At 71.1% G+C, this 24,121-nt stretch carries 26 protein-coding genes; 15 read left to right on the top strand and 11 right to left on the bottom strand.

What is annotated here, in order from left to right; genetic code table 11:
* Positions 1–3: 3 nt before the first annotated feature.
* Complete coding sequence (locus ACX80K_RS11800; protein ID WP_459272066.1) at positions 4–975, bottom strand: D-2-hydroxyacid dehydrogenase; 972 nt, start codon at positions 973–975, stop codon at positions 4–6.
* Positions 968–2,278, bottom strand: coding sequence for an AI-2E family transporter (locus tag ACX80K_RS11795; RefSeq protein ID WP_459272065.1), 1,311 nt, complete (start codon positions 2,276–2,278; stop codon positions 968–970). Before ACX80K_RS11795 ends, ACX80K_RS11800 begins: the two co-directional genes overlap by 8 nt.
* 60 nt (positions 2,279–2,338) lie before the next feature.
* Between ACX80K_RS11795 and ACX80K_RS11790 the strand changes: the two genes are divergently transcribed.
* The 5 genes from ACX80K_RS11790 to ACX80K_RS11770 all read left to right on the top strand — a co-directional run bounded on the left by ACX80K_RS11790 (position 2,339) and on the right by ACX80K_RS11770 (position 7,510).
* Entirely contained in the window at positions 2,339–2,980 is a 642-nt protein-coding gene (locus ACX80K_RS11790; protein WP_459272064.1) for a ScbR family autoregulator-binding transcription factor, read from the top strand.
* A gap of 207 nt (positions 2,981–3,187) precedes the next feature.
* Entirely contained in the window at positions 3,188–4,162 is a 975-nt protein-coding gene (locus tag ACX80K_RS11785) for an aldo/keto reductase (RefSeq protein ID WP_459272063.1), read from the top strand.
* A gap of 104 nt (positions 4,163–4,266) precedes the next feature.
* Entirely contained in the window at positions 4,267–5,583 is a 1,317-nt protein-coding gene (locus ACX80K_RS11780) for an ABC transporter substrate-binding protein (protein WP_459272062.1), read from the top strand.
* Positions 5,583–6,545, top strand: a complete 963-nt coding sequence (locus tag ACX80K_RS11775) for a carbohydrate ABC transporter permease (protein ID WP_459272061.1) — start codon at positions 5,583–5,585, stop codon at positions 6,543–6,545. Before ACX80K_RS11780 ends, ACX80K_RS11775 begins: the two co-directional genes overlap by 1 nt.
* A 50-nt stretch (positions 6,546–6,595) precedes the next feature.
* Entirely contained in the window at positions 6,596–7,510 is a 915-nt protein-coding gene (locus ACX80K_RS11770) for a carbohydrate ABC transporter permease (RefSeq protein WP_459272060.1), read from the top strand.
* A 16-nt stretch (positions 7,511–7,526) separates the two neighbouring features.
* Here the strand turns inward: ACX80K_RS11770 and ACX80K_RS11765 are convergent, their stop codons facing one another.
* The gene (locus ACX80K_RS11765; protein WP_459272059.1) at positions 7,527–8,339 is read right to left on the bottom strand and encodes an SDR family oxidoreductase; all 813 of its coding nucleotides are present in this window, start codon (positions 8,337–8,339) and stop codon (positions 7,527–7,529) included.
* Positions 8,340–8,407: 68 nt separating this feature from the next.
* Between ACX80K_RS11765 and ACX80K_RS11760 the strand changes: the two genes are divergently transcribed.
* Positions 8,408–8,854: a hypothetical protein gene (locus tag ACX80K_RS11760; protein WP_459272058.1), complete on the top strand. Its 447-nt coding sequence runs from the start codon at positions 8,408–8,410 to the stop codon at positions 8,852–8,854.
* Positions 8,855–8,886: 32 nt separating this feature from the next.
* Positions 8,887–9,120: a hypothetical protein gene (locus ACX80K_RS11755; RefSeq protein ID WP_459272057.1), complete on the top strand. Its 234-nt coding sequence runs from the start codon at positions 8,887–8,889 to the stop codon at positions 9,118–9,120.
* 12 nt (positions 9,121–9,132) lie between these two features.
* On the opposite strand, the gene ACX80K_RS11750 is transcribed toward ACX80K_RS11755, so the two are convergent.
* Both ACX80K_RS11750 and ACX80K_RS11745 read right to left on the bottom strand, forming a co-directional pair.
* A complete protein-coding gene (locus ACX80K_RS11750) occupies positions 9,133–9,288 on the bottom strand; it encodes a hypothetical protein (protein ID WP_459272056.1) in 156 nt (51 codons plus the stop codon).
* Positions 9,289–9,463: 175 nt separating this feature from the next.
* A complete protein-coding gene (locus tag ACX80K_RS11745; protein ID WP_459272055.1) occupies positions 9,464–10,270 on the bottom strand; it encodes a hemerythrin domain-containing protein in 807 nt (268 codons plus the stop codon).
* Between the two features lie 120 nt (positions 10,271–10,390).
* On the opposite strand from ACX80K_RS11745, the gene ACX80K_RS11740 reads away from it, so the two are divergent.
* From ACX80K_RS11740 to ACX80K_RS11725, 4 genes are all read left to right on the top strand, one after another.
* Positions 10,391–11,137, top strand: coding sequence for a DUF429 domain-containing protein (locus ACX80K_RS11740; protein ID WP_459272054.1), 747 nt, complete (start codon positions 10,391–10,393; stop codon positions 11,135–11,137).
* Between the two features lie 38 nt (positions 11,138–11,175).
* Positions 11,176–12,057 (top strand): transposase, encoded by an 882-nt coding sequence (locus ACX80K_RS11735; RefSeq protein WP_459272053.1) that lies wholly within the window; start codon positions 11,176–11,178, stop codon positions 12,055–12,057.
* Between the two features lie 64 nt (positions 12,058–12,121).
* Positions 12,122–12,832 (top strand): GAF and ANTAR domain-containing protein, encoded by a 711-nt coding sequence (locus ACX80K_RS11730; protein WP_459272052.1) that lies wholly within the window; start codon positions 12,122–12,124, stop codon positions 12,830–12,832.
* Positions 12,833–12,991: 159 nt separating this feature from the next.
* Positions 12,992–13,711 carry a GAF and ANTAR domain-containing protein gene (locus ACX80K_RS11725; RefSeq protein WP_459272051.1) on the top strand — a complete coding sequence of 240 codons (720 nt, stop codon included), beginning with the start codon at positions 12,992–12,994 and terminating at the stop codon, positions 13,709–13,711.
* A gap of 13 nt (positions 13,712–13,724) precedes the next feature.
* Here ACX80K_RS11725 and ACX80K_RS11720 read toward each other — a convergent pair whose 3' ends face one another.
* Positions 13,725–14,744 carry an LLM class flavin-dependent oxidoreductase gene (locus tag ACX80K_RS11720; protein WP_459272050.1) on the bottom strand — a complete coding sequence of 340 codons (1,020 nt, stop codon included), beginning with the start codon at positions 14,742–14,744 and terminating at the stop codon, positions 13,725–13,727.
* A gap of 149 nt (positions 14,745–14,893) precedes the next feature.
* Here ACX80K_RS11720 and ACX80K_RS11715 point away from each other — a divergent pair, with 149 nt between their 5' ends.
* Positions 14,894–15,310 carry a VOC family protein gene (locus tag ACX80K_RS11715; protein ID WP_459272049.1) on the top strand — a complete coding sequence of 139 codons (417 nt, stop codon included), beginning with the start codon at positions 14,894–14,896 and terminating at the stop codon, positions 15,308–15,310.
* Here the strand turns inward: ACX80K_RS11715 and ACX80K_RS11710 are convergent.
* Positions 15,247–15,921, bottom strand: coding sequence for a GAF domain-containing protein (locus tag ACX80K_RS11710; protein WP_459272048.1), 675 nt, complete (start codon positions 15,919–15,921; stop codon positions 15,247–15,249). The two genes, ACX80K_RS11715 and ACX80K_RS11710, sit on opposite strands and share 64 nt — an antisense overlap.
* A 403-nt stretch (positions 15,922–16,324) precedes the next feature.
* Here ACX80K_RS11710 and ACX80K_RS11705 point away from each other — a divergent pair, with 403 nt between their 5' ends.
* Positions 16,325–17,737, top strand: coding sequence for an HNH endonuclease (locus ACX80K_RS11705; protein ID WP_459272104.1), 1,413 nt, complete (start codon positions 16,325–16,327; stop codon positions 17,735–17,737).
* A gap of 88 nt (positions 17,738–17,825) precedes the next feature.
* Here the strand turns inward: ACX80K_RS11705 and ACX80K_RS11700 are convergent, their stop codons facing one another.
* The 4 genes from ACX80K_RS11700 to ACX80K_RS11685 are packed head-to-tail and all read right to left on the bottom strand — an operon-like array spanning position 17,826 to position 21,401.
* Complete coding sequence (locus tag ACX80K_RS11700) at positions 17,826–18,221, bottom strand: universal stress protein (protein ID WP_459272047.1); 396 nt, start codon at positions 18,219–18,221, stop codon at positions 17,826–17,828.
* Complete coding sequence (locus ACX80K_RS11695) at positions 18,218–19,855, bottom strand: tripartite tricarboxylate transporter permease (RefSeq protein ID WP_459272046.1); 1,638 nt, start codon at positions 19,853–19,855, stop codon at positions 18,218–18,220. The genes ACX80K_RS11700 and ACX80K_RS11695 overlap by 4 nt, the downstream gene beginning before the upstream one ends.
* Positions 19,848–20,390, bottom strand: a complete 543-nt coding sequence (locus ACX80K_RS11690; RefSeq protein WP_459272045.1) for a tripartite tricarboxylate transporter TctB family protein — start codon at positions 20,388–20,390, stop codon at positions 19,848–19,850. Before ACX80K_RS11690 ends, ACX80K_RS11695 begins: the two co-directional genes overlap by 8 nt.
* Before the next feature lie 3 nt (positions 20,391–20,393).
* Positions 20,394–21,401 (bottom strand): Bug family tripartite tricarboxylate transporter substrate binding protein, encoded by a 1,008-nt coding sequence (locus ACX80K_RS11685; RefSeq protein WP_459272044.1) that lies wholly within the window; start codon positions 21,399–21,401, stop codon positions 20,394–20,396.
* 219 nt (positions 21,402–21,620) lie between these two features.
* On the opposite strand from ACX80K_RS11685, the gene ACX80K_RS11680 reads away from it, so the two are divergent.
* Positions 21,621–23,222: an ATP-binding protein gene (locus ACX80K_RS11680; RefSeq protein WP_459272043.1), complete on the top strand. Its 1,602-nt coding sequence runs from the start codon at positions 21,621–21,623 to the stop codon at positions 23,220–23,222.
* On the top strand, positions 23,219–23,956 hold the full coding sequence (locus ACX80K_RS11675; protein WP_459272042.1) for a response regulator: 738 nt from the start codon (positions 23,219–23,221) through the stop codon (positions 23,954–23,956). The genes ACX80K_RS11680 and ACX80K_RS11675 overlap by 4 nt, the downstream gene beginning before the upstream one ends.
* The last annotated feature ends 165 nt before the right edge of the window (positions 23,957–24,121 follow it).

Below are 24,121 nucleotides of genomic sequence, written 5' to 3'. Positions count from 1 at the left end.
GGACTACGCGGTCGAGGGCACGTAGCCGAGCGCCTTGTCGACGACGCCGGGCAGCGGCCGTCCGTCCAGCCACAGCAGGAGGTTCCGCTCGAACTGCGCCGCCAGGTCGTCGAGCCAGCTGTCGGCGTTGCTCGCCATGTGCGGGGTGACGAGCACCGACGGCAGCGACCACAGCGGATGCTCCGGCGGCAGGGGCTCGACGGCGAACGTGTCGAGCACCGCCCCGGCGAGCGTCCCCGCCCGCAGCCGGGCGACGAGGGCGTCCTCGTCGACGAGCCTGCCCCGCCCGGCGTTGATCAGGACAGCGGAGGGCTTCAGCGCGGCGACGACCGCCGCGCTGACGAGGTCCTCCGTGGCGGGCGTCAGCGGCGCCAGGAGGATCACGTAGTCGAACGCGCCGACCACGGCCGCGAGGTCCTCCGCGGCATGCACGCGCCCGAAGTCGTCGTCGTGCTCCCGGGCGGTCCGTCCCGCACCCTCGACGCGCACCCCGACCGCGCGCAGGAGCCGCGCCGTCCGGCGGCCGATGCTGCCCGTCCCCACGACGAGCGCCCTGCTGCCGCCGATGTTGCGGCCCTCGCGCCACGCCCAGCGCGCCTCCCGCTGGGCGTCGCGCGACGGGCCGAAGCCCTTCGCCGCGTGCAGCATGGCACCCAGCACGTACTCCGCCATGGGCTGGTCGAAGATGCCGTGCGCGTTGGTCACGACGACGTCGGAGGCCACGAGGTCCTGGAACAGCAGCTTGTCGACGCCGGCCGCCGCCACGTGCAGCCAGCGCAGGGAGCCCGCGGCATGCCATGCGGCGGGCAGGGCGCCGGAGAAGTAGTCCCACAGGTACAGCACGTCGGCGCCGGCGAGCGCACGGTCGAGGCCTGCCGCCCGGGTGACGCGCACGTCGGCCAGCCCGGCGACGCGCTCGAGCCCCCGGACGGGCCGGTCGCCCTCGAGCACGGCGATGACGGGGCGCCTAGTCACCGGGCTGCTCCGCGCGGTGCCCGACGGGTCCGGTCCCGGGGGGCGTGTCGGCCCCGGTCCCGTCGGCTCCCGTGCCGTGCGCGATGCCGGCCGGCACGGCGTCGGGGTTCCCCGAGGCCACCCCCGTCTCCGGGCGGTTCTCGATCGAGAGGTCGCGCAGGTAGCGGAGGACCACGATCGCCACGGCCGTGGTGGGGACGGCGAGGAAGGCGCCGATGATGCCGAAGAGCGTGCCGCCCGCCGTGACGGACGCCAGGACGACGGCGGGGTGGATCTCGAGGGTGCGGCCCACGAGCAGGGGCTGGATGAAGTTGCTCTCGAGCTGCTGGACGAGGACCACGAGCCCGAGCACGATCAGCGCCGTCACCCAGCCGTACGCGAGGAACGCGACGAGCGTCGCCACGAGCCCGGACACGATCGCGCCGATCACGGGGACGAAGGCGGAGAAGAACACGAGGACGGCCAGCGGGATGGCGAGCGGGATGTCCAGCAGGACGAGCCCCAGCCCGATGAACACGGAGTCGACCAGCGCGACGGTGGCCTGCGCGAGGATGTAGGAGGAGAGCGCCTTCCAGGTCCCGCCGGCGATCATCGAGGCGTGCCCGTAGGCCGCGGAGTTGGTCCAGCGGGACGTCCACGGCATGAAGCGGTCGCCGTCCTTGAGGCAGAAGAACGTGAAGACCAGCGCCAGCAGCACGACGACGGTGCCCGAGGTCACCTCGCCCAGCCCCGCGGTGATGCCCGAGACGATGTTGCCGACGTTCGACTGCACCTGGGCCAGGGCGGTGTCCACGATGCCGTCGAGGTTCGCCGCGTCGAGGTTGAACGGCTCCCGCGCGACGAAGGCGGCGAGGTCGGCGACGTTGTCGCGGGCCAGGCCGGAGAGGTCCGCGATCCCGCCGGCGATGGCGGGGACGGTCATCGCGCCGATGCCGACGACGACGCCGATGAAGCCGAGCAGGGTCACGAGGGCGGCGAGGACCTTGGGGAGGCCCTTCCGCAGGAACCTGTTGACGGGCCAGAGGACCGAGGCGAGGAGCAGGGCGAACAGGGCGGGCAGGACGATCGACCACAGCGCCCGGGTGATGTACCAGAGGATGACGAGGCCTGCGAGGACGATGATGCTCCGGGCCGTCCAGGCCGCGCTCACCCGCAGCCCGTCGGCGAAGGCGTGCGGGCGGAACCGCCGTGCCACCGAGGAGCCGTGGGGTTCCGCGGCCGGGGCCGTCCGGGCGGGCCGTCTCCCGGGTCGGCGCGGGGCTGCTGTCTGGTCGTCCGGGCTTCCGGCTCCTGCGCGTGTCACGTAGCCATCCTGCCCTAGTCTTCAGGGCATGACGCAAGCATTCCGATCCGGCGGAACCTGATGGTGCAGCAGGAGCGCGCGCGGTCCACGCGCGCCGCGATCATCGGCGCCGCCGCGTGCGTCTTCGAGGAGCACGGGTACGGCGGGACCGCCCTCGCGGCCGTCGCGACGCGGGCCGGGGTCACCAAGGGTGCGCTGTACTTCCACTTCCCGTCGAAGGAGGACCTCGCCGTCGCCGTCATCGAGGAGCAGCATGCGATCGCCTCCGCGGACGGCGCGCGCGTGCAGGCCCTGGGACGGCCGGCCCTCGAGACGATGATCCTCGTCTGCCGCGGGTTCGCGGTGCAGCTCGTCCGGCACTCGGTCATGCGGGCCGGCATCCGGCTGACCTTCGAGGCATCGGCCTTCGGGCACGACGTCCGGCAGCCCTACCTCGACTGGGCCGCGCGGTTCGCGGACCTCGCGCGTTCCGCCCGGGACGCCGGTGACCTGCGCCCGGAGGTCGACCCGGAGGCGTTCGCCCTCCTGGTCGTGGGCTCCTACACGGGCGTGCAGATGGTGTCCAACATCCTGACGGGCCGGGAGGACGTGCTCGAGCGCCTCGCCGACCTGTGGCGGATGCTGCTGCCAGGCGTCGTGGCCACCGACCGGCAGGAGCGCGCGCCGTTCCTCGTGGACCTCTTCCTCCACGGCACGCCCTAAACCGGTCGAACGGTTTGTTTTTTCCCGGAGCGCGACTACTGTTGCTCCTGGCATGGTAGGGGCTCCGTGGGGGAACCCCCTGCCCGATCCGCGAGGATCCCGCCCGCGGGCGCCCACGGCAGCGAACGGCTTCGCTGGGCGCCCGCTCCCCCTCCCCGATGTCCTCACAGAAGGCCCTTCGGCGCGGGCACTCCTAGAGTGGGACCCATGCGCTACGTGAAACTCGGCTCCACAGGCCTCGACATCTCCCCCCTCGCCCTCGGCTGCATGAGCTACGGCACCCCGGACCGGGGGAACCACGCATGGACGCTCCCCGAGGAGGAGAGCCGGCCCCTGATCAGGGCCGCCGTCGACGCCGGGATCAACTTCTTCGACACCGCCAACGTCTACTCGGACGGCTCGAGCGAGGAGATCGTGGGGCGCGCCCTGGCCGACTTCACGCGACGCGAGGACACCGTGATCGCCACGAAGGTCCACGGGCGCATGCACGAGGGCCCCAACGGCGCCGGCCTCTCCCGCAAGGCGATCCTCGCCGAACTGGACGCCAGCCTCCGGCGGCTCGGCACGGACTACGTGGACCTGTACCAGATCCACCGCTTCGACCCCGCGACTCCCCTGGAGGAGACGCTCGAGGCGCTGCACGACGTCGTGAAGGCGGGCAAGGTCCGCTATCTCGGCGCGTCCTCCATGTATGCGTGGCAGTTCTCGAAGGCGCTCCACCTCCAGCGCATGAACGGGTGGGCGAGGTTCGTCACCATGCAGGACCACTACAACCTCATCAATCGCGAGGAGGAGCGCGAGATGTACGGCCTGTGTGCCGACCAGGGCATCGGAGTGCTGCCGTGGAGCCCCCTCGCGCGAGGCAAGCTCACCCGGCCGTGGGACGAGACGACGTCGCGCTCCGAGTCCGACCGGTTCGGGAAGACCCTGTACGGCACGGTCGATGCGGACCGCCGCGTCTCCGACGCCGTCGGCGAGGTGGCCGGAGCCCGCGGCGTGGCCCGGGCACAGGTGGCCCTCGCCTGGGTGTCCCGCAATCCCGTGGTGTCCGCGCCGATCGTCGGCGTCGGCAGGCCGCACCACCTCGAGGACGCCCTCGCCTCGCTGGAGCTCGAACTGACCGGGGACGAGGTCGCCGCCCTGGAGGAGCACTACGTGCCGCACGCCGTCGTCGGTTTCTGACGCCGGGGTCCCGCCCTAGCGCCCCGGCCGCCGGGGAGCAAGGGCGTAGGCACTGTCGGTGGTGTGCTGTACGTTGTGAGCACCCTGACCCGGAAGGCACAACGATGACCATTTCCAGACGGCAGATTCTCGGCGGCGCAGGTTTCCTCGCAGCGGCGGCAGCCCTCAACGGCTGCGCCGGATTCTCGGGCGGCGGCAACAGCAGCGACGGCGGTGGCGGCGGCGGGGACGAGAACACCCTCACCTTCACCACGTGGGGCAGCGCGGCCGAGGAGGAGGGCTTCCGGAGCGGCATCGCCGCCTTCGAGGCCGCGAACTCCGGCACGAAGGTGGAGCTCAACCTCGTCCCGTACGAGCAGATCTTCACCAACATCGACGCGCAGCTGCAGGCCGGGACCGCACCCGACCTCTTCCGGGTGGACTACGGGACCCTCGGCGCCTACAGCAGCCAGGACCAGCTCCTCGACCTCAGCAGCTATTTCGACACCGCGGCCGCCGAGGAGTTCCTCCCGGCGATGTGGCAGGCGGTCCAGTTCGACGGGAAGCCCTTCGGCGTCCCGCACCAGACGGACACCTCGGCGCTGGTGTACCGCACCGACCTGTTCGAGCAGGCCGGCATCACCAGCGTGCCGGACAGCCTCGACTCCGCCTGGACCTGGGACGAGTTCCGGCAGGTGGCCGAGCAGCTGCGCGGCTCCATCCCCGACGACCTCTACCCCTTCGTGTACAACTGGCAGCTCGGCGGCTCCACCCGGTGGCTGAGCTGGCTGTTCCAGGCGGGCGGACGCCTCTTCAACGACGACCTCACGGGGTCCGGCATCGAATCGGACGCCGGGCGGAAGGCGCTCGAGTTCACGCAGGGCTTCTTCACCGACAACCTCGTGCCACCGAGCAGCTCCGTGAAGTCCTCGACCTACGCCGACGACGCCTTCTCCGCGGGCACGACGGCGATGGCCTTCGTCGGCAACTTCGTGCTGCCCGGCCTCGAGGAGAACATCAAGGACTTCGAGTGGAGCGCCACCTATCTCCCGCGGGACGAGCGCGGTGCATGCGACCTCGGCGGCAACGCCCTCGTCGCCACCAAGAACGCGCGGAACCCCGAGCTCGCGGCCGAGTTCCTGAAGTTCATGACCCAGCCCGACCAGATGTCCGACTTCTGTGCCCGGGCCATGGAGCTGCCCACGCTGAACATCCTCGTCGGCACCGAGCTGGACTACCAGACGCGGCCCGACATCGCCGGCATCTTCGTGGAGCAGGCCACCACACTGGAGCCGAGCGACGTCGAGCAGCTCACCGCACCGGCCATGGCCACCATCAATCCGAAGCTCCGGGACGAGCTCGAGCTCGCCTTCACGCAGGGCCAGCCGGTCGAGCAGACGCTCGCGAACATCGCCGCTGCCGTCGACGAGGCAGTCGGCTGATGTCCGCCGACACCTCGGCCCGCGAGGAGTCGACCGACAGTACCGATCCGCCGGCTCTGCCGGCCTCGACCTACACCGCCGGGAGGGCCTCGCGGCAGCAGCGCTCCACCGGCGCCGCCGCTGGGTTCCTCGGTCCCAACCTGATCCTGCTCGGCATCTTCCTGTTCCTCCCGCTGGGCTGGGCGTTCCTCATCAGCTTCCAGGAGTCCAACGGCTTCGGAGCCAGCGGGTGGGTCGGCCTCGACAACTACCGGCGCCTCGCCACGGACCCGACGTTCTGGCAGTCGGCGCTCAACACGGCCGTGTTCACGCTGGTCACCGTGCCGCTGAGCCTCGCCCTCGGGCTCGGCCTCGCGGTGCTCATGAACTCCGTGCTGCCCGGCCGGAAGCTGTTCCGCACCCTGATCTACCTGCCCATGGTCATCTCGGGCATCGCGACCGCCCTCATGGGCGTCCTGCTGTTCGACGAGGCGACGGGCATCGTCAACAAGCTGCTGCGGGAGGGCGGGCTCGGTACCGTCCCGTGGCAGTCGCAGGGCTCGGCGGCCTTCGCCTCGATCATCCTGGTGACCCTGTGGATCCGCGTCGGGTTCAACATGGTGATCTACCTCGCCGGGCTGCAGGGCATCTCCCCCGAACTGTACGAGGCGGCGCGGCTGGAGGGGGCGAGTTCGTGGCAGCAGTTCCGCTACCTCACGGTGCCGCTCGTCGGCCCGTCCACGTTCTTCCTCCTGATCATGGACGTCATCTACTCGTTCCAGGTCTTCGACACCATCTTCGTGATGACCGGTGGAGGACCGGGCCGGTCCACCTCGGTGCTGGTGACGTACGCGTACGAGAACGGCTTCGTCACCCGCGACCAGAGCTACGCGGCGGCCATCGGCATCGTGATCTTCGTGGTCACCCTCGTCTTCACGGCCGTCCAGTGGCGCGGCAACCGTTCCCGCGACACCGCCGGATAGGCGCACCGGCACCACCCTCGGCACTCCCCGACCGGCAGAGAAGGACTCCCATGGCTCACCCCCTGACAACCCGGGACGGCGCGGCATCCCGTGCCGGCGGCGGTACCACCGATCCGGGACTCGTGCCGCGCGTGAAGAAGGTCTCGCCGGCGGAGCGCACCTCCGCCATCGCCCGACTGGTGACCGCCGTCGTCGTGGGCCTCGTCATGATGTTCCCGCTGTACTGGATGATCACCATCGCCTTCTCGCCGAGCTCAGACGTCGTCAGCCGTGAGCTGCATGTCTGGCCGTCGGAGTGGACCCTCGACAACTTCCGGACCATCTTCGGCAACTTCCCCACCGTCACCTGGTTCGGCAACTCCGTCGTCATCACGGCGATCGTCACGGTCCTCACGGTCTCGGTGAACCTGCTCGCCGGTTACGCCTTCGCGAAGCTGGACTTCCGCGGCAAGGGCTTCGTCTTCCTGCTGGTGCTGAGCACCATGATGGTGCCCGTCCAGGTGCTGATGGTGGCGCAGTTCCGCCTCGTCACCCAACTCGGGATCTACGGCACCTTCTGGGCCGTCATCTTCCCGTCGGCGGCGTCGGCCTTCGGGATCTTCCTCGCCCGCCAGTTCATCATCGCCATCCCGGACGAACTGATGGAGGCGGCCAAGATGGACGGCGCGGGGACCCTCCGCATCTTCCTGCAGATCATCCTGCCCCTCTGCAAACCGCTCATCGCGGTGCTGGTCCTGCTCACGGTGATGTACCAGTGGAACGACTTCGCGTGGCCGCTGATCGCCCTGAAGGACGCCCAGCTGTTCACCCTGCCCATCGGACTGCTCTACCTGCAGGGCCAGTACGGGGCCGACTACGGTGCCATCATGGCGCTGGCCCTGCTCTCGATCACGCCGATCGTCATCATGTTCCTCGCGTTCCAGAAGTACTTCGTGCAGGGCCTCGCCCGCAGCGGCATCCGCTAGGTCCCCGGCCACGGCGCTAGCCCCAGCGCCGGAAGCCGCCCTCGGTGCTCAGCACCTGGCCCACCATCCAGCGGCCCTCGTCACCCAGCAGCCAGGCGATGAGGCGTGCGGGGTCGTCGGGTTCCCCGAAGCGCCCCGACGGGCAGTGCGCGAGGACGTCCTGCAGGGTGTCGAGCGGCCGGTCCGCCGTGGCGTCGTCGAGGTAGCCCGTGTTGACGGGGCCCGGGTTGACGGTGTTGAGGAGGATGCGCCGGTCCACGAGGTGGTCGGCGACGGAGGCCGTCAGCCCGGCGAGGGCCGCCTTCGACGCCGCATACGCGATCTCGCCCGTCATCGGGCCGGCCACCTGCCCGGACGTCATCCAGATCACGCGCCCGCCTTCCCTGCCGTCGTGCTGCGCGGCGAAGTGCTGCGTGGCGAGGATCGTGGAGCGCGTGTTCACCTGCCAGTGCGCGTCGAGGTCCTCCCAGGAGATCTCGTCGAGCCGCCCGTCACCCCCGCTCCTCGCGTGGTTGCAGACGAGTCCGTCGAGGTGGCCGAGCGCGGAGCGGGCCTGGGAGATGAGCTGCTCGCCGCCGTCGGGCCGTGCGAGGTCGATCTCCGCGTCGGCGAGCGTGGCGCCCTCGCGCAGCCGCTCCCGGAGGGAGGCGACGACGTCGTCCACCCGGTCCGCACCCCAGGGCTGCCCGGCGTCGTGCGGAGCGTAGTGGTGCAGGAAGAGGTTGGCGCCGAGGCCGGCGAGGCGGGCGGCGACGGCGTAACCGATGCCCCTGCGCCGGCTGACGCCGGTGACCACGAACGTGCGGCCCGCGAGGGAGGTGGAGTCCATGGCCCCACCCTAGGATGCCGGGCTTCGCTAGGCTGGGATCCCCACCGTCACCGCCCGCGAGGAGCTCCATGCGCCGCCTGCCGTCCCGTCTCGTGTCGGCCGCCTGGTGCGGCACGGCAGCGCTCGCACTCACGGGGTGCGCCGGTCCCGTGCTCGTCGTGCTGGACACGGAGCAGGCGGAGCAGGACGTCCTGACCATCCGGTCCGACCTCGACGGCATCGACCTCGCCAGCACGCGTTTCCTGGCCGAGCGCGACGGCGTCGAGTACTTCGCCGCGACACCGGTGGACGGGACGGGCGCCGAGGGCACCGTGTGCCTCCTCGCCGAGGAGGGCATCGGGGTGGGGCTGGAGTGCGCGCCCCTCGAACCCGGGAGGACCGGCGCGACGATGCGCGACAGCAGGGCCACCGTGGTGCTGCTGCCGGACGCGTTCGACAGGGACTCGCTGGCCGGGGAGCGTTTCGAACTGCTGCACCCCAATCTCGCACTGCGCCCGGCCGGGGACGGCGCCTAGCATGGGAGACGCAGGAGGACCGAGGAGGAGCCATGGCCATTGCAGAGGATGACGGCGGCGAGCTGATCGTCGGCGACGTGACGAGGACCGGGGGCCGGGCCCTCGCCGTCGGGCTGTCCCACACCGAGGACGGGCAGGGACGCGCCATGGTCAGCATCGGCTGGGTGGAACAGGACCAGCACCTCGAGATCACGGTCGACGAGGCGCAAGCGCTGCGCGACGAGCTGTCCCGCATCATCGAGGACGCCGGCAGCTCCGACGCGTGAGCCCCGGGTGCGCTAGGCCGAGACCTGCGTCTGGCCGACGGTGACCCGGTGGTTCTGCTCGCACTGGAAGACGGCGATCGTGCCGGCGGGGACGGGCCCCTCGGCCGGCCACTGGTCCTCGGTCACTTCGATCAGGGCCGACCCGCAGCTGGGGCATCCGGTGTCCATTCCGTACTTCCTCTCCTCAGGGATCTCCTCGCGGTGCGGGTGCTGGATCCCGCTCCCTCCAGTACACACCGCTCCGGGACGGCCGACCACCCGCCGCCGCCGGCCTTCGGCACTGGACTCGCCGGCGGGCCGCGTTCCGGCCCCGACGCGGCCGCGGGCACTAGTCCGCCTGGCGCTAGTCCGCAAGGCGGGCCCTCCGTCGCACCCCGACGACGACGAGTCCGGCCGCCGCTGAACACACGATCACGGTCCCCCACGGGACGGACGGCTTGCCGGCGACCCGCGTGGAGGGGTCCTCGCCGGACCGCATGACGGGCAGCAGTTCGACGGCGTGCGAGGCCGCTGCGAGCGCCGAGCCGACCCGGTGCAGGGCGGGCACCGCGCCGGCGGGAGCACCGAGGAGGCCACGGTCCACGGCGTCGCGGCACCGGTCGAGGACGGAGAGCGGCAGGGCAGCAACGACGTTGCCGGGCGGCCGGCGCGCGACCACCGGGTGGGCCCGCGTGGGGGCGATGCGGCGCACGAGCTCCCAGAGGACGCCGAGCACCTGCAGCTGGCGGCGCGTGACGCGGGCCTGGAGCCGCGGGAACAGCGCGTCCTCCTCGTCGCGGACGTCGTCGTCGAGCACCTCGGTGAGGCGTGCGAGCAGCTCGGCCCGCTCGGGGGACCCGTCGTCGAGGCCCTCGAGCTTCGTCACGAGCTCGTTGACCTCCTGGTGCTCGCGCTCCACCTCGAGGGTCAGTTCCTCGCCGTCCGGCAGGACCCGGCGCATCACGGGCCACAGCACTGACTCCTCGGCGAACGCGTGCGGGAACACGAGCCGGTAGATGTCGAGCAGGACGGCTGCCTGGTCCTCGCCGGAGGACCCCTCCAGGCACTCCATCAGCCCGGAGAGCCGAACGTGGTCCCGCTTCTGCCGGACGAGGACGCTCAGCGGTCCGCCGAGCTGGTCGGTGGTCTGGTCTGCAACCGAGGTGTACACGGGATCTCCTGGACTGGCGCGGGACGACGGAGGGGCCCTTCCATCTCTACCGGCGCGCCGCCGTCCTCCGACGGCGGGACTTCCGCTGGTACGTCCCGCCCCGGATGCCTATAATCGGGCGTGCTCACAGCCGGAGTGGATCTCGCAGCGGAATCGAAGGGCACGGCCCTCGCGGTACTCGACTGGACCGGTCCCTCCGTGCGGATGGACGTCGGCACGGCAGTGGCCGACGCCGACATCGCCGCCGTCGCGCCGGTGGTCGCCCGCCTGGGCATCGACTGCGCCTTCGGCTGGCCCGACGACTTCGTCTCCTTCCTCACCCGGCACGCGTCGGGCGGGCGCGTGGAGGCGGGCGACGACCGGGGCATGGCGTGGCGGCGCCGCCTGTCCTATCGGGCGACCGACCGCGTCACGCGGGAGCTCACGGGGCGGTGGCCGCTGAGCGTCGCGACCGACCGGCTGGGAGTGACGGCGATGCACTGCGCCGTCCTGCTGGACGCGGTCGGGGATGCACTGGGCGCCCCGGTGGACCGCTCGGGGGGCGGGACCGTCGTCGAGGTCTATCCCGCCGCGGCCCTGCGCGGCTGGGGCTTCGACACCCGCGGGTACAAGAACGACGCCTCGGTGCGCGGTGCCCTCCTGTCCCGTCTCCTCGACCGTGCGCCCTGGCTGGGAGTCGGCGCAGCGGATCGACGGCTCCTCACGGACTCCGACGACGCGTTCGACGCCGTGGTCGCCGCCCTCGCCGCCCGCGCCCACGCGCTCGGCGGCACCCACCCCGTCCCGCCGCAGTACCGGGACCAGGCGCGCCGGGAGGGCTGGATCGCGCTGCCCGTGGGACGGTTGGAGGACCTCGCTCCCCGGTGACGGACCGTGGCGCGGCATCACGGAAGGACACAGCACCCATGGATCTGGTGGAACGGGCCGAGACCCTGTACGCGCTGCCGCTCGACCGGTTCACCGACGCGCGGAACGCCGCCGCGAAGGAGGCCTCGCAGGCGGGCGACAAGGACCTCGCCGCCGCGCTGCGCAAACTGCCGAAGCCGGCCGCGGCGGCCTGGCTCGTCGATCTCCTGGTCACGCGTCGCCGGGACGAGGTGCGGCAGGTCCTGGAACTCGGCGCCTCACTCAGGGAGGCGCAGGACGGTCTCGACCGGGCGCAGCTCCATGCGCTCGGCCAGCAGCGCCAGCGGCTCCTCGCCGCCGTCGCCCGGCAGTCCCTCGAGGCTGCCGCGGAGGCGGGCTACGACGTCGGCCCCGCTGCCCTGCCCGGCGTCGAACAGACCCTCCGCGCCGCCCTCGCCGACCCGGCAGCCGCGGCCGCCGTGCTGACCGGGCGGCTGGTCAGGACCCTCGAGGCGTCCGGCTGGGATCCGGTGGATCTCGAGGGCGCCGTCGGCGGCCCCTTCACCTCCCCCGCGTCGGGTGGCGGGACCGACCGGGACGACGACGCCGCCGGGGACCGACGGGCTCGGAAACCGTCGGCACGGGAACGCAGGGACGCCGAGTCGCGACTCGCCGCGGCACGCGAGGCACACGCGGCCGCCGAGGACGCGGCCACCGCCCTGCAGCGGAGATCACAGCGCCTCGCGGTGCGGCGCGAGGGGGTCGCCGCCTCCATCGAGGATCTCGAGGAACGGCTCGCCGCGCTGCGCCGGGAGCAGTCGGACCTCGACGCGGAGACGGCGGACCTCGAGCGGGCCGCGGGAGAGGCGTACGACTCCCTCGCTGCAGCGCGGGACGCCCTGGAGCACGCCGCGGCGGACCTCGCAACCCTCGGGAACTGAACGGGGGCACGTAGGCCCGGCGTAGACTGCGGAGCGCCATGCCGGGCAGGTCGAGGGACGAGATGTGAACGAGCACCAGGAACTGAGCAGTGTCAGCGACGAGCTGTTCGCCCTGCTGACCGAGACGGACGACATCCAGAAATTCCTCGACGACTTCGCCGTCATGGCCGCGCGCAGGCTGTCGACGACGATCGACGTCTCATGTGCCATCACCCTCGTACGTCACCGGAAGGCGGGCACGCTGGCTGCCAGCGACGAGGTCGCCCGCACCGCCGACGAGTTCCAGAACCGCTTCGGCGACGGCCCGTGCCTGGACGCCGCCGCGACGGGCACATCGGTCTACTGCCCCGACACGGCGGGGGACCCGCGCTGGCCGACCTACCTGCGGCGTCTCGACACCGGGCGGGTCCGGTCGATCCTCGGTGTCCCCATCGCACTCGAAGGCGGCGGGCAGGCAGCACTGAACCTGTACTCCGCCCGGCCCGACGCCTTCACCCCGGCAGGCATCGAGGCGGCCGAGGCGCTCGCCGGGACCGCATCCTCCTCCCTGAGGCTCGCGGTGCTGGCGGCGGCCATGGACGACCAGCAGAAGGACCTGGAGGCCGCCCTGGCGTCCAGGCGGGTCATCAACACGGCCGTCGGCATCATCATGTTCCAGAACACGTGCTCGCAGGCGGAGGCCCTCGCGATCCTGCAGCGGGCGTCCAGCAGCCGGAACGTGAAGCTGAGGCTCGTGGCGGAACGCGTGGTGGCGTCCGCCAACCGGCAGTCCTGACGCAGGAGCTCCGGGGGCGTCCCGTCCTGCCCAGGCGCTTCCGGCGCTCCACGAAAAACAATTTGCCCCCCGTGAGGAGGGCCGCTAGCGTGGAACGGGTCCAGTAGTGGGCGGATACTACTGTCGGCTGTGCCGACTCCTGGATCTTGAAGGCAGAACGTGAACTCCGAGCCCACTCTCAACGACCTCGCCACGGCTTTCGGCCGCGTACGCGGGTTCCTTCTCACCGAGGAGACCGTGCAGCACGCGGTGAACCTCCTCGCCGAAGCGGCGAGGGACCTTATTCCCGGCGCAACCGGAGCAGGCGTCTCCCTCATCGAGCACGGACGACGCACGAGCAGCGGCGCGACCGACCGATCGGTCCTGCGGGCCGATGAACTCCAGTACGAGCTGTCCGAAGGGCCCTGCCTCGACGCCTGGGCCACGAGTACCCCCACACGGACCGACGACACCGCCGCCCCCGGACAGCGCTGGCCTCGCTGGGCCGCGGCCGCCGCCGAGATGTCGGTCCGTTCCTGCCAGAGCGTGCCCCTGATCCAGGGGCAGACCACGATCGGTGCCATGAAGGTCTACTCGACGGAGGCTGGTGCCTTCGACGAGACGACGGAGCGCGCCCTGACGCGCTTCGCGGCCTCCGCGGCAGCCCTGCTCGGCCACGTGCAGACCACGGAGACGCCGAGGCGCATCCAGACCGAACTCTCCACCGCCCTGCAGATGCGCGACCGCATCGGGATGGCCAAGGGGATCCTGATGGCGCAGCGCGGGATCGACGACCGCGAGGCCTTCCGCGTGCTCGTCGCCCGGGCACAGGACGGTCGGCGCACGGTGGCCGACGTCGCCCTGGAACTGACCGGCGGAGCGGGCTCCGCCAAGGCCTAGGTCCCCTGCGCGGTCAGCGCAGGCCGGCCGCGGGGCCCACGAGGTTCACGATGTTCCCGAGCAGCGCGGCATTGAACTCGACGCCGAGCTGGTTGGGGATCGTCACCAGCAGCGTGTCGGCGGCCTGCACGGCGGCGTCGGCCGCGAGCTGCTCGGCGATGACGTCTGGCGGGCCGATGTAGCTGCGGCCGAAGCGGGACCGTGCGCCGTCGAGGATCCCCACCTGATCGGTCGACTCCCGCTGCGCGCGGACACCGAAGTAGTACTCGTCCGTCCTGCTGACGATCGGCAGGATGCTGCGGCTGACCGAGACCCTCGCGGCCCCCTCGTGCCCCGCCTGGGCCCATGCCTTGCGGAAGATGTCGATCTGCTCGGCCTGCAGCTCGTCGAACGGCACGCCGGTGTCCTCGGTCAGCAGCGTAGAACTCATGAGGTTCATGCCCTGCTCCCCCGCCCAGCGCGCCGTCGCCCTCGTACCGGACCCCCACCAGATGCGCTCGGACAACCCGGGCGAGAGCGGGTCGACGGGCAGGGTCCCCGTACTCCCCGTCATCCGCGGATTGGCTTCCGCGATGCCGTGTCCGGCGATCGCCCTGCGGAACAGGTCCGTCTTCGCGCGCGCCATGTCGGCGTCGCTGGAGCCCTCGGCCGGCGGATAGCCGAAGCTGCGGTAGCCGTCGAGGGCCGTCTCGGGTGATCCGCGGCTGATGCCGAGCTGCAGCCGCCCGTTGCTGATGAGGTCTGTCACGGCAGCTTCCTCGGCCATGTAGAGCGGGTTCTCGTAGCGCATGTCGATCACGCCGGTGCCGAGCTCGATGGTCCTCGTCCGCGCGGCCATGGCGGCCAGCAGCGGGAAGGGCGCCGAGTACTGCGGCGCGAAGTGGTGGACGCGCGCGTACGCGCCGTCGACGCCGAGCTCCTCGGCGGCGACGGCGAGCTCCGCGGCCTGGACGAGGGCCTCGCGGGCCGTGGGGACGAGCGAGCCGCGCACGTCCTGGTAATGGCCGAAGGACAGGAATCCGATCTTCTTCATGTCCGGTGCAGCGTCCGGGAGCGTATCCCCATTCCCGGCGGGAGGATACGTCCCCGAGCGCCCTCATCACTTCGGTCCGGTCAGCGCCAGTCCTGGTGCGGATCCTCTGCATCACCCTGCGGAGCGGACAGGCATGCAAGACTGCGGCCATGACGATCCCCATCAAGTCCTATGCCCACGTCCGCCTCACGGTCACCGACATCGAGGCCTCCCGCGCGTTCTACGATGCCGTCTTCGGGCTGCCCGTCGCCTTCGAGGTGCCCGAGGGTGCCGACGAAGCGACGCGCGAACAGCTCGGCTTCCTGTTCGGCGGTGTCATCTACCAGCTCGGGGACGGCCTGCTGGGACTGCGGCCCGTGGCCGACGACGTCTTCAGCGAGAACCGGGTGGGCCTCGACCACCTCTCCTTCACCGTCGAGGATCGCGAGGTGCTCGACGACGCCGCGAAGCAGCTCGACGCCCGCGGCATCCCGCACCCCGGGGTGAAGGACATCGGCGCGGGCTACATCCTGGAGTTCCGCGACCCGGACAACATCGCGCTCGAGCTCTTCGCGCCGAAGGCGTAGGACCCGGCTTCCGGCGGCGCCGGGCCGAGGGCGGTGTCGTTCACCTCGAGCTCGGCTTCGTCCGCCAGCCGGCGGAGTTGCAGGAGACCCGGGCCGTCGAGGTCCCGCGGCCGCGTGTCCAGGATGCACAGGCTGCCGACGAACCAGCCACCGGGACCGCGCAGCGGGACGCCGGCGTAGAAGCGGATGAAGGGGGCCCCCACCACGAGCGGGTTGCGCTGGAAGCGCTCGTCGGCCCGGAGGTCGGACACCACCAGCGGGTCCTCGCCCTGGAGGGTGACGTTGCAGAAGGCGGTGTCCCGCTGGATGGTCCGCGGGAACGACCCCACGAAGGACTTGAGGTACTGCCGGTCCGCGCCGATGAGGGAGATGACCGCCGTCGTCACCCCGAAGTGGGCCTGTGCCCGGCGCGTCAGGCGGTCGAACCGCTCCTCGTCTCCGGAGTCCAGAAGACCCAGCCGATCGAGGGATCGCAGCCGCTGACGCTCGGCTTCGCGGGCTGCGGGCGACCCCTGCAGGTCGGACGGGGCAGCTGCGGCGAAGGAGGATGGGGTAGGCAGGGAAGGAGTCCGCTCGAGTCGTGGTGGGAGACCATCCGTTCGCCGGGGCAACGGATGTCTCCATGATGCCAGTCCTGGCTCAAGTCGCCGGGCAGGAACGGCGGGACAAGACGAAAGCTTCAGCGAAGTTTCCCCTGCACGCCATGTTCCGACGGGCGCACTCCGCCTGGGCGGCATCGGGCGGGTCGGCGGGGGAACCGCGGAATTCGCCCTTGTGTTCTATTTCACAAGTAGTAGAATAGGACACATGTTCGACGACGGCATCGGAACTCCGGAAGGGCATCCGCTCGGGCCGGGCGTGGATGCCTCCGTGATCCGCAGCTGGATCACGCACCTTGCCCCTCGGACGTCGACGGGTCGTCCTTCCGCTTCACCCGGCGCACCGGGTTCACCCGGTGCGCCGGGTTCGCCCGGTGCGCCTCCTGAGGGCCTCGAAGAGGCGTTGGTGTCGACGATGCGGGTGCTCGAGGATCTGAAGTGCGCTGCGACGGCGGCCCAGGCCCGCGCCGCCATGGCCCTGGATACGGCTCGACGACGAGCGGAGGCGGCCGCAGGTGTCCCGGCCGGGCAACGCGGGCGGGGCGTCGGAGCCGAGGTCGCCCTGGCGCGGCGGGAGTCGCCCCATCAGGGCTCGCGGCTGCTGGGCCTGGCCCGGCTGCTCACGACGGACATGCCTCACACCCTCGGAGCCCTGGAGTCCGGTGCGCTCAACGAGTGGCGTGCCACCCTGATCGCGCGCGAGACCATCTGCCTGAGCGCCGAGAACCGTCAGGCCGTCGACGCCGGACTGGCAGCCGATACCGGCGCCCTCGAGGGCGTCGGCACACAGGGACTGAAGAACCGGGCGCGAAAGATCGCCTATCGGCTCGAACCGGGGGCCGCCGTCGCAAGGGCGCGCAGGGCCGTCGGGGAACGCTACGTGAGCTGTCGGCCCGCCCCCGACACCATGGCCTACCTCACTGCACTGCTCCCCGCGGGCGAAGCCATCAGCGCCTATTCCGCGCTCTCCCGCCAGGCCGACACGCAGATCAGCACCGGGGACGGCCACGGGCGCGGGCGTGGCCAGTTGATGGCCGACGCCCTCGTCGAGCGCCTCACCGGCACGGCTCCCGGAACGGTCCGGGCCGAGGTGCAACTGATCATGACGGACCGGACGCTCCTCCGGGGTGACAGTGAGCCGGCCTTCCTTCCCGGCTACGGTTCCGTCCCGGCCCAGACGGCCCGTGACCTCCTCCGGGCCCGTCCCCGTACCCGGAATCACGGCGGACCGGACGGCAACCTGCTCGCCGGCGGCGGTCCCGCTGCGACCGACGATGCCGCCGCGCGGTTCTGGCTGCGCCGGCTCTACACCGCCCCCGACACCGGCCGGCTGGTGGCGATGGATTCACGCGCCCGGCTCTTCCCGCCCGGACTGCGCCGCCTGATCGCCGCCAGGGACGCGACCTGCCGCACCCCGTACTGTGACGCGCCGATCCGGCACGCGGACCACATCGTCCCCTGGCGGATCACCGGTACGACGGACGCGGACGGCGGGCAGGGGCTGTGCGAGAAGTGCAACTACGTCAAGGAAGCGGACGGCTGGGTGTCCAGACCCCTGCCGGGATCGGGACATGCGATCGAGCGGCGCACCCCCACGGGACATACGTACGTCTCGGCGGCGCCGCCACTACCCGGCGCACGCGTGCCCGACCCGCCCTGGTCCCGGCAGCAGCCCGGGGCGGCCCCACCCGGCAGCCCTCCTCACGACGGAGCTTCACCCGGCAACCCTTCACCCGGCAACCCTTCACCCGACGGCCCGTTGCCCGACAGGACGCGACGGCTGGCGCACTCGGTGATCGACTTCGTCCTTCATCCCGCCGCAGCCTGATTCACCCCGTGGGGCAGGCAGAAACCCGGCAGTCGGCACGACTGCCGGGTTTCCGCGCCAACACCGGGCGATCACGGCGATCACACAGTCAGGGCAGTTTGACCGCCAGGACGTTGCAGGGCGCCGAGAGCAGGATCGTCTGCGCGGTCGAGCCCATGATGAGCTTGCCCACGGGCGTCCGGTGACGCAGTCCGATCACGATCAGCTCCGCATCCAGCTCCTCCGCGGTGTCGACGACTTCCTCGGCCGCCGTCGCCTCGGAGATGCTGTGGCGGATCGAATAGGGCACGCCGGTGGCGCTGAGCATGCCCTCCAGTTTCGAGACGTCCTCGGAATCGGCATACGCCGGGTTGACGAGGCGGTCCGCCCGCGTGGTGTTGATGACCACCAGCTGGGCGCCCCGCCGTCGTGCCTCCTCCACCGCCTCGGTGACGGCGGCCTCCCCCAGGGCGTTGGGCACGTAGCCCACGACGATGGCGCTCATCGGTCGGTGTCCTTCCGGTCGGTGGTGGGCGACGACGTCGTCGGAGCCGACGTCGTAGCCGTGGTCGTCGAGTCGGCCGGGGCCACGGAGCCACGGACGACGTCGGACGCGTCGGCGTTGGCGGCGACCATCGCCTCGAACTGGCGCTGGCGGCGCTTGAGCAGGAACGACAGCGCGAAGATGACGATCAGGACCACGTAGATGGTCGCGGCGACCGGCGACTGGACGAGCGCCATCGGATCGCCCTGGGAGATCGCGAGCGACCGGCGGAGCTGGCTCTCGAAGATCGGTCCCAGGATCAGGCCCACCACCATCGGCGCGATCGGGTAGCCGAAGCGCCGCATGAAGAACCCGAGGATGCCGACCACCAGGAGGATGATCACGTCGATCGGCGTGAAGTTCACCGAGAACGCGCCCAGGACGGCGAACACCAGGATGCCCGCGTACAGGTACGGGCGCGGGATCTGCAGGATCTTGACCCAGATCCCCACGAGCGGCAGGTTCAGCACGAGCAGCATCAGGTTGCCGACGTAGAGGCTCGCGATGAGCGCCCAGACGAGAGCGCTGTTGGACTCGAAGAGCTGCGGGCCCACGGGGATCTGGTACCGCTGGAAGGCCACGAGCATCATCGCCGCCGTCGCCGTCGTCGGGATGCCGAGCGTCAGCAGGGGCACGAGGACGCCGGCGGCGGCCGCGTTGTTCGCGGCCTCCGGACCGGCCACACCCTCGATGGCGCCCTTGCCGAACTGCTTCTTGTTCTCGCCCTTGGCGAGCTTGCGTTCCGTGGCGTAGGACAGGAACGTCGCGACGTCCGCGCCGCCTGCCGGGATGGTGCCGACGGGGAAGCCGATGAACGTCCCGCGGAGCCAGGGCTTCCAGGACCTGCGGAGGTCCTCCTTGCGGAGCCAGCTCGTCCAGCCGCCCGTCACCGGGATGACCTTGATGGGTCCGTGCCGGAGCCGGGATGCCACGTACAGTGCCTCGCCGACGGCGAAGAGCGCCACGGCCACGAGGACGACGTCGATCCCGTCCGCCAGGAAGGGGCTGCCGAAGGTGTACCGCTGCTGGGCGGTCAGGGAGTCGAATCCGACGAGTGCGATGAACAGGCCGAGACCGAGGGACGCGAGGCCGCGCAGCACCGACGAACCGAGGAGCGCGCCGACCGTCAGGAAGGCCACCACCATGAGCGCCACGTACTCCACGGGGCCGATCTGCACCGCGAAGGCGGCGACGAACGGTGCGAGGAAGCTCAGCAGGACCGTCGCGATGGTGCCGGCGACGAACGAGCCGACGGCCGCCGTGGCCAGCGCGGCCGCTCCCCTGCCGGCCTTCGCCATCTTGTTGCCCTCGAGCGCCGTGACGATCGACGACGACTCGCCGGGCGTGTTCAGGAGGATCGACGTGGTGGACCCGCCGTACATGCCGCCGTAGTAGATACCGGCGAAGACGATGATCGCCGCCGTCGGTTCGAGGCTGTAGGTGATGGGCATGAGCAGCGCGACCGTCATGGCCGGGCCGATGCCGGGCAGCACGCCGACAGCGGTGCCGACGAGCACCCCGCCGAGCGCGAAGAGCAGGTAGATGGGCTGCATCGCCGTGGCGAAGCCCTCCATCAGCAGGAAGAAACTATCCACCGAAGACACCCAGCCCTTCGAGGAAGCCCGGAGGCAGCGAGACGCCGAGCAGGCCGCCGAACACGAACTGCAGCACCAGGGCGAGGATGACCGCGGTCACCAGGTTGCGCCACCAGGGGCGCGCTCCGAGGGACCAGGCCGCGCCGAAGAACAGGATCGCCGCGGCGACGGGCCAGCCGAGCGGCACGATCAGGAACGCGTGCAGCAGGACGAACCCGGCGAGCTTCCCGACGGTCAGCCAGTCGGTCTTCGCCTCGAGGTCCACGTCCTCGCCCTCGTCGGCGGAACCGCGGTGGCCGCGGAGCACCTGGATGACGAGGCCCGTCCCGACGGCGACGAGCAGGGCGGAGACGGCGAAGGGGAAGGCGCGGGGCCCGATGTCACTCGCCGAGGACGGGGTCTGGATCCCGGCCCCCGCGACGAACCCGACAATCCCGATGCTGACGATGAGGAGTGCGAAGATCAGCTCCCCGATCGGCCTGCCGGGAGCGGCGGTCGTGCCGCTCCCGGGGCTGTTCTGGATGGAGGTGCTCATGGGCTACAGCAGTCCGATGTCGGTGAGGGTCGTCTTGACGCTGGTGATGTCCTCGTCCAGGAACGTCTGGAACTCCTCGCCGGTCAGGAACGCGTCCGACCAGTTGTTCTCCTCGAGCGTGGCCTTCCACGTGTCGGTCGCGTGCAGGTCGGTGACGAGCTGCGTGAGCTTCTCCGCCTGCGCGTCGTCGATGTTCCCGGGGGCGACGACGCCGCGCCAGTTGGTGAGCACGAGCTCCACGCCCTCCTCGGTGAGGGTCGGGGTCTCGGGCAGCTGCGGGGCTGCTTCCTCGCCGGACACCGCGAGCGCACGGAGCTTGCCGGCCTCGACCTGCTCCGCGTACTCGCCGACGCCGGAGATGCCGGCGTTCACCTTGTTGCCGAGCAGCGCGGCGAGTGATTCGCCGCCGCCCGAGTAGGGGATGTAGTTGAGGCTGTCCGGGGCGATGCCGGCCTCCTTCAGCATGGAGCCGGCCAGGATGTGGTCGGCGCCTCCTGCCGAACCGCCGGTGATGGAGATGCCCTTGCCCTTGGCCTCGATGTCGTCGAGCAGGTCCTGGATGGTCTCGTACGGTGAGTCGGCGGGGACCACGACCACGAGGGGTTCCTCGGTGAGCCGGGCGATCGGCGTCGTGTCCTCGATGCGGGTGGCGGCGTTGTTCGTCTCGACGGCGCCGACCATGACGTAGCCCATGACCATGAGCGTGTTGGGGTCCGTCTCGGTGGCGAGCTGGGCCAGGCCGTTGGTGCCGCCCGCCCCGCCGACGTTGACCACCGAGGCGTTGCCCACGAGGTCGTTCTCCTTGAGGTCCGATTCCATGGCCCGGCCGGTCTGGTCCCAGCCTCCGCCCGGATCGGCGGGGACCACGATGTTGAGCTTCTCGATGGTCCCTTCCGCGTCTCCCGCGGTGGTGCTCTCCGTCATCGAGCTGCAGGCCGAGAGGGCGAGCGCCGAGACGAGGGCGAGGGATACGAGGGTCGAGCGGCGCGTCGTCGTGCGATCGATCGTCATGGGGTTCTCTTCCTTGAGATGTGATGCGGGTCACCACTGCTGTTCTCAGGCTAGGAACGCTTTCGATCGGCGGTAAAGCATGCGGTCGTAGTGCTCGTATTGGTCTTTGTGGTCACGGGAGCCGGCGGACCAGCCCCGGACCAGCCCCGGGCCGGCCCGGGCCGACCGGGAGCGGACGGCGGCCCGGTGTGACGCGCCCGGGCGTGTCACACTAGGGGGATGATCAGGTCGATGTCGCTTCGATCACAGCTGTTCTTCCTGCAGCTGGCCATCGTGCTCGTGATCGTCGCCGTCGCAGGCTCCACCGCCGTCGCCATGCAGCGCCTGCAGATCCGGGAGCAGTACGAGGACCGCATGGTCGGCGTCGCGCAGTCGGTGGCGCAGCTGCCCTCCGTGGTCGACGCCTTCGGCGAGGCGGATCCGAGCGCGACGATCCAGCCCATCGCCGACCTCATCCGCCAGTCCACCGGCGTGACCTACGTCGTCGTCACCGACGAGCTCGGCGTCCGCTACTCCCACCCGAACCCGGAGCTCATCGGCGAGGTCGTCTCCACCGATCCGTCCGTGCCCCTCTCCGGGAAGACGTTCGTGGGCACCCAGACCGGCACACTCGGAAAGTCGTGGCGCGTGAAGGTGCCCATCTTCGGCGGCGACGGCGAGATCATCGGCACTGCGTCGGTCGGCACGCTGGAATCCGAGCTCGACGCCGACCTCTACGAGGACCTCCCCCGCCTCCTGGCCTGGCTGATCGTGGCCGCACTCGTCGGATCGGCGGGCGCCATCTGGATCTCCCGACTCGTGTGGCGGCGCATCTACCGCCTCGAGCCGGAGCAGATCGCCTCCCTCCTCGAGACCCGCGACGCCATGATCCACGGCATCAGCGAGGGCATGGTCGCCGTCGACGAGGACCACCGGATCGCCCTCCTCAACGACGAGGCGAAGAGGCTGCTGGGGCTCGACGACGGCGCCACCGGCCGACCGGCGGCGGAGGTCATGGAACCGTCCCTCGCGCAGCTCCTCACCGACCCCGCCGACACCGACCAGACGGTCCTGTCCGGCGAGCGGGTGCTGCTCGCGCGCACCTCCGACGCCCTCGTCGACGGCAAGCGCGTGGGCCGCGTCATGATCCTCCGCGACCGCACCGAGCTGTACCAGCTGCTGACCGACCTCGACGGCGAACGCGACGCGACGCAGGCGCTGCGGGCCCAGGCGCACGAGTTCGCCAACCGGATGCACACGATCTCCGGGCTGCTCGAGCTCGGCCGCACGGAGCAGGCCGTCGACTTCATCTCCCGCTCGGGGCACGGCGGCTCGCTCGTGTCCGGGAGCATCGCCCCCGGCATCCAGGATCCGGACGCCGCGAGCCTGCTGATGACCAAGAGCACCATCGCCGCGGAGAAGGGCATCACCCTGACCATCGATGACACCTCGGTGCTCGAGGCCGACGGGACCACAGACGTCGTCACCGTGCTCGGCATCCTCATCGACAACGCGATGGAGGCCGTGACCGCCAGCGGCCGGCACGACGGGCAGGTCACCGTGCACCTCGCCGCCGAGGACTCGGTCCGGATCACCGTCTCCGACAACGGCCCCGGCGTCGCGGCGGACGACGTCGACGGCATCTTCTCGTCCGGCTACTCCACTAAGGACGGCGGGCACACCGGCACGCGCGGGTTCGGCCTCGCACTCGTGGACCGGATCGCACGCCGTCGTTCCGGGCAGGTCGTCGTCGACGAGTCGGAGCTCGGCGGCGCCGAGTTCACCGTCTGGCTCGCGCCGTCGCTCGTTCCCGTCCCCCGCCCTCCCCTGCAGGTGCCATGACCGCCGTCGCGCCCGCCCTGATCCCCACGCTGGTGGTGGACGACGACCACGAGGTGGCGGGGATCCACACCGGGTTCCTGCTCGCGCACGGCGCGTTCGACGTCGTCGGCGCCGCGCACACCGGCACACGTGCACTGGAGCTCGCCGACGCACTGCGGCCGCGCCTGGTGCTGCTGGACATCCACCTGCCCGACATGACCGGCATCGACGTGCTGCGCGCGCTGCGGAACCGGCCCGGCGAGCCGCTCGACGTCATCGCGATCACGGCGGCCCGCGAGCTCGACACCGTGCGCGCGGCCGTCGCCGGCGGGGTGCTGCACTACCTCGTGAAGCCGTTCGGCGCCGCGGTGCTGAACCAGCGCCTCGACCACTACGTGGCGTACCGCCGCGACCTCGACGCCCAGGCCGAGGACGGCTCCGCGGCGCTCGACCAGCGGCGCATCGACCAGCTGCTGCGGACGACGACGGGAACCGCCGCGGGCAGCTCCCCCGCGGCCACCGCCACCATCACGACGCCGAAGGGCCTCTCGGCGCCGACGCTCGACGCCGTCATGCTGGACCTGCGCAGCCAGGGCCGCGGGACGTCCGCGTCCGACGTCGCCGAGCGGCTCGGCATGGCACGCGTGAGCGCCCGGCGGTACCTCGAGTTCCTCGTCTCGCGGGGACAGGCGCGGATCGTCCCGCAGTACGGCTCGGCCGGACGCCCCGAGAAGTTCTACGTGTGGACGGAATGACGGGCGCCGCGGCCGGGTCCTCCTGACGCGGAGGCCGCGCAGAATAGACCCGCCTCCGAGCGGCGCGCGGACCCTCGCCGTGTGCTCGGGTACGTTGGATCCATGCTGGTCCCCCGGGGACCCGGTGAGAGTCTCAGTGCCGCCGCCCGGCGCGCAGGTCACCGG

Source organism: Arthrobacter sorbitolis, from assembly GCF_054510995.1.
The sequence above is the reverse complement of the archived record's forward strand: the minus strand, read 5'-3'. Positions and strand labels throughout refer to the sequence as shown.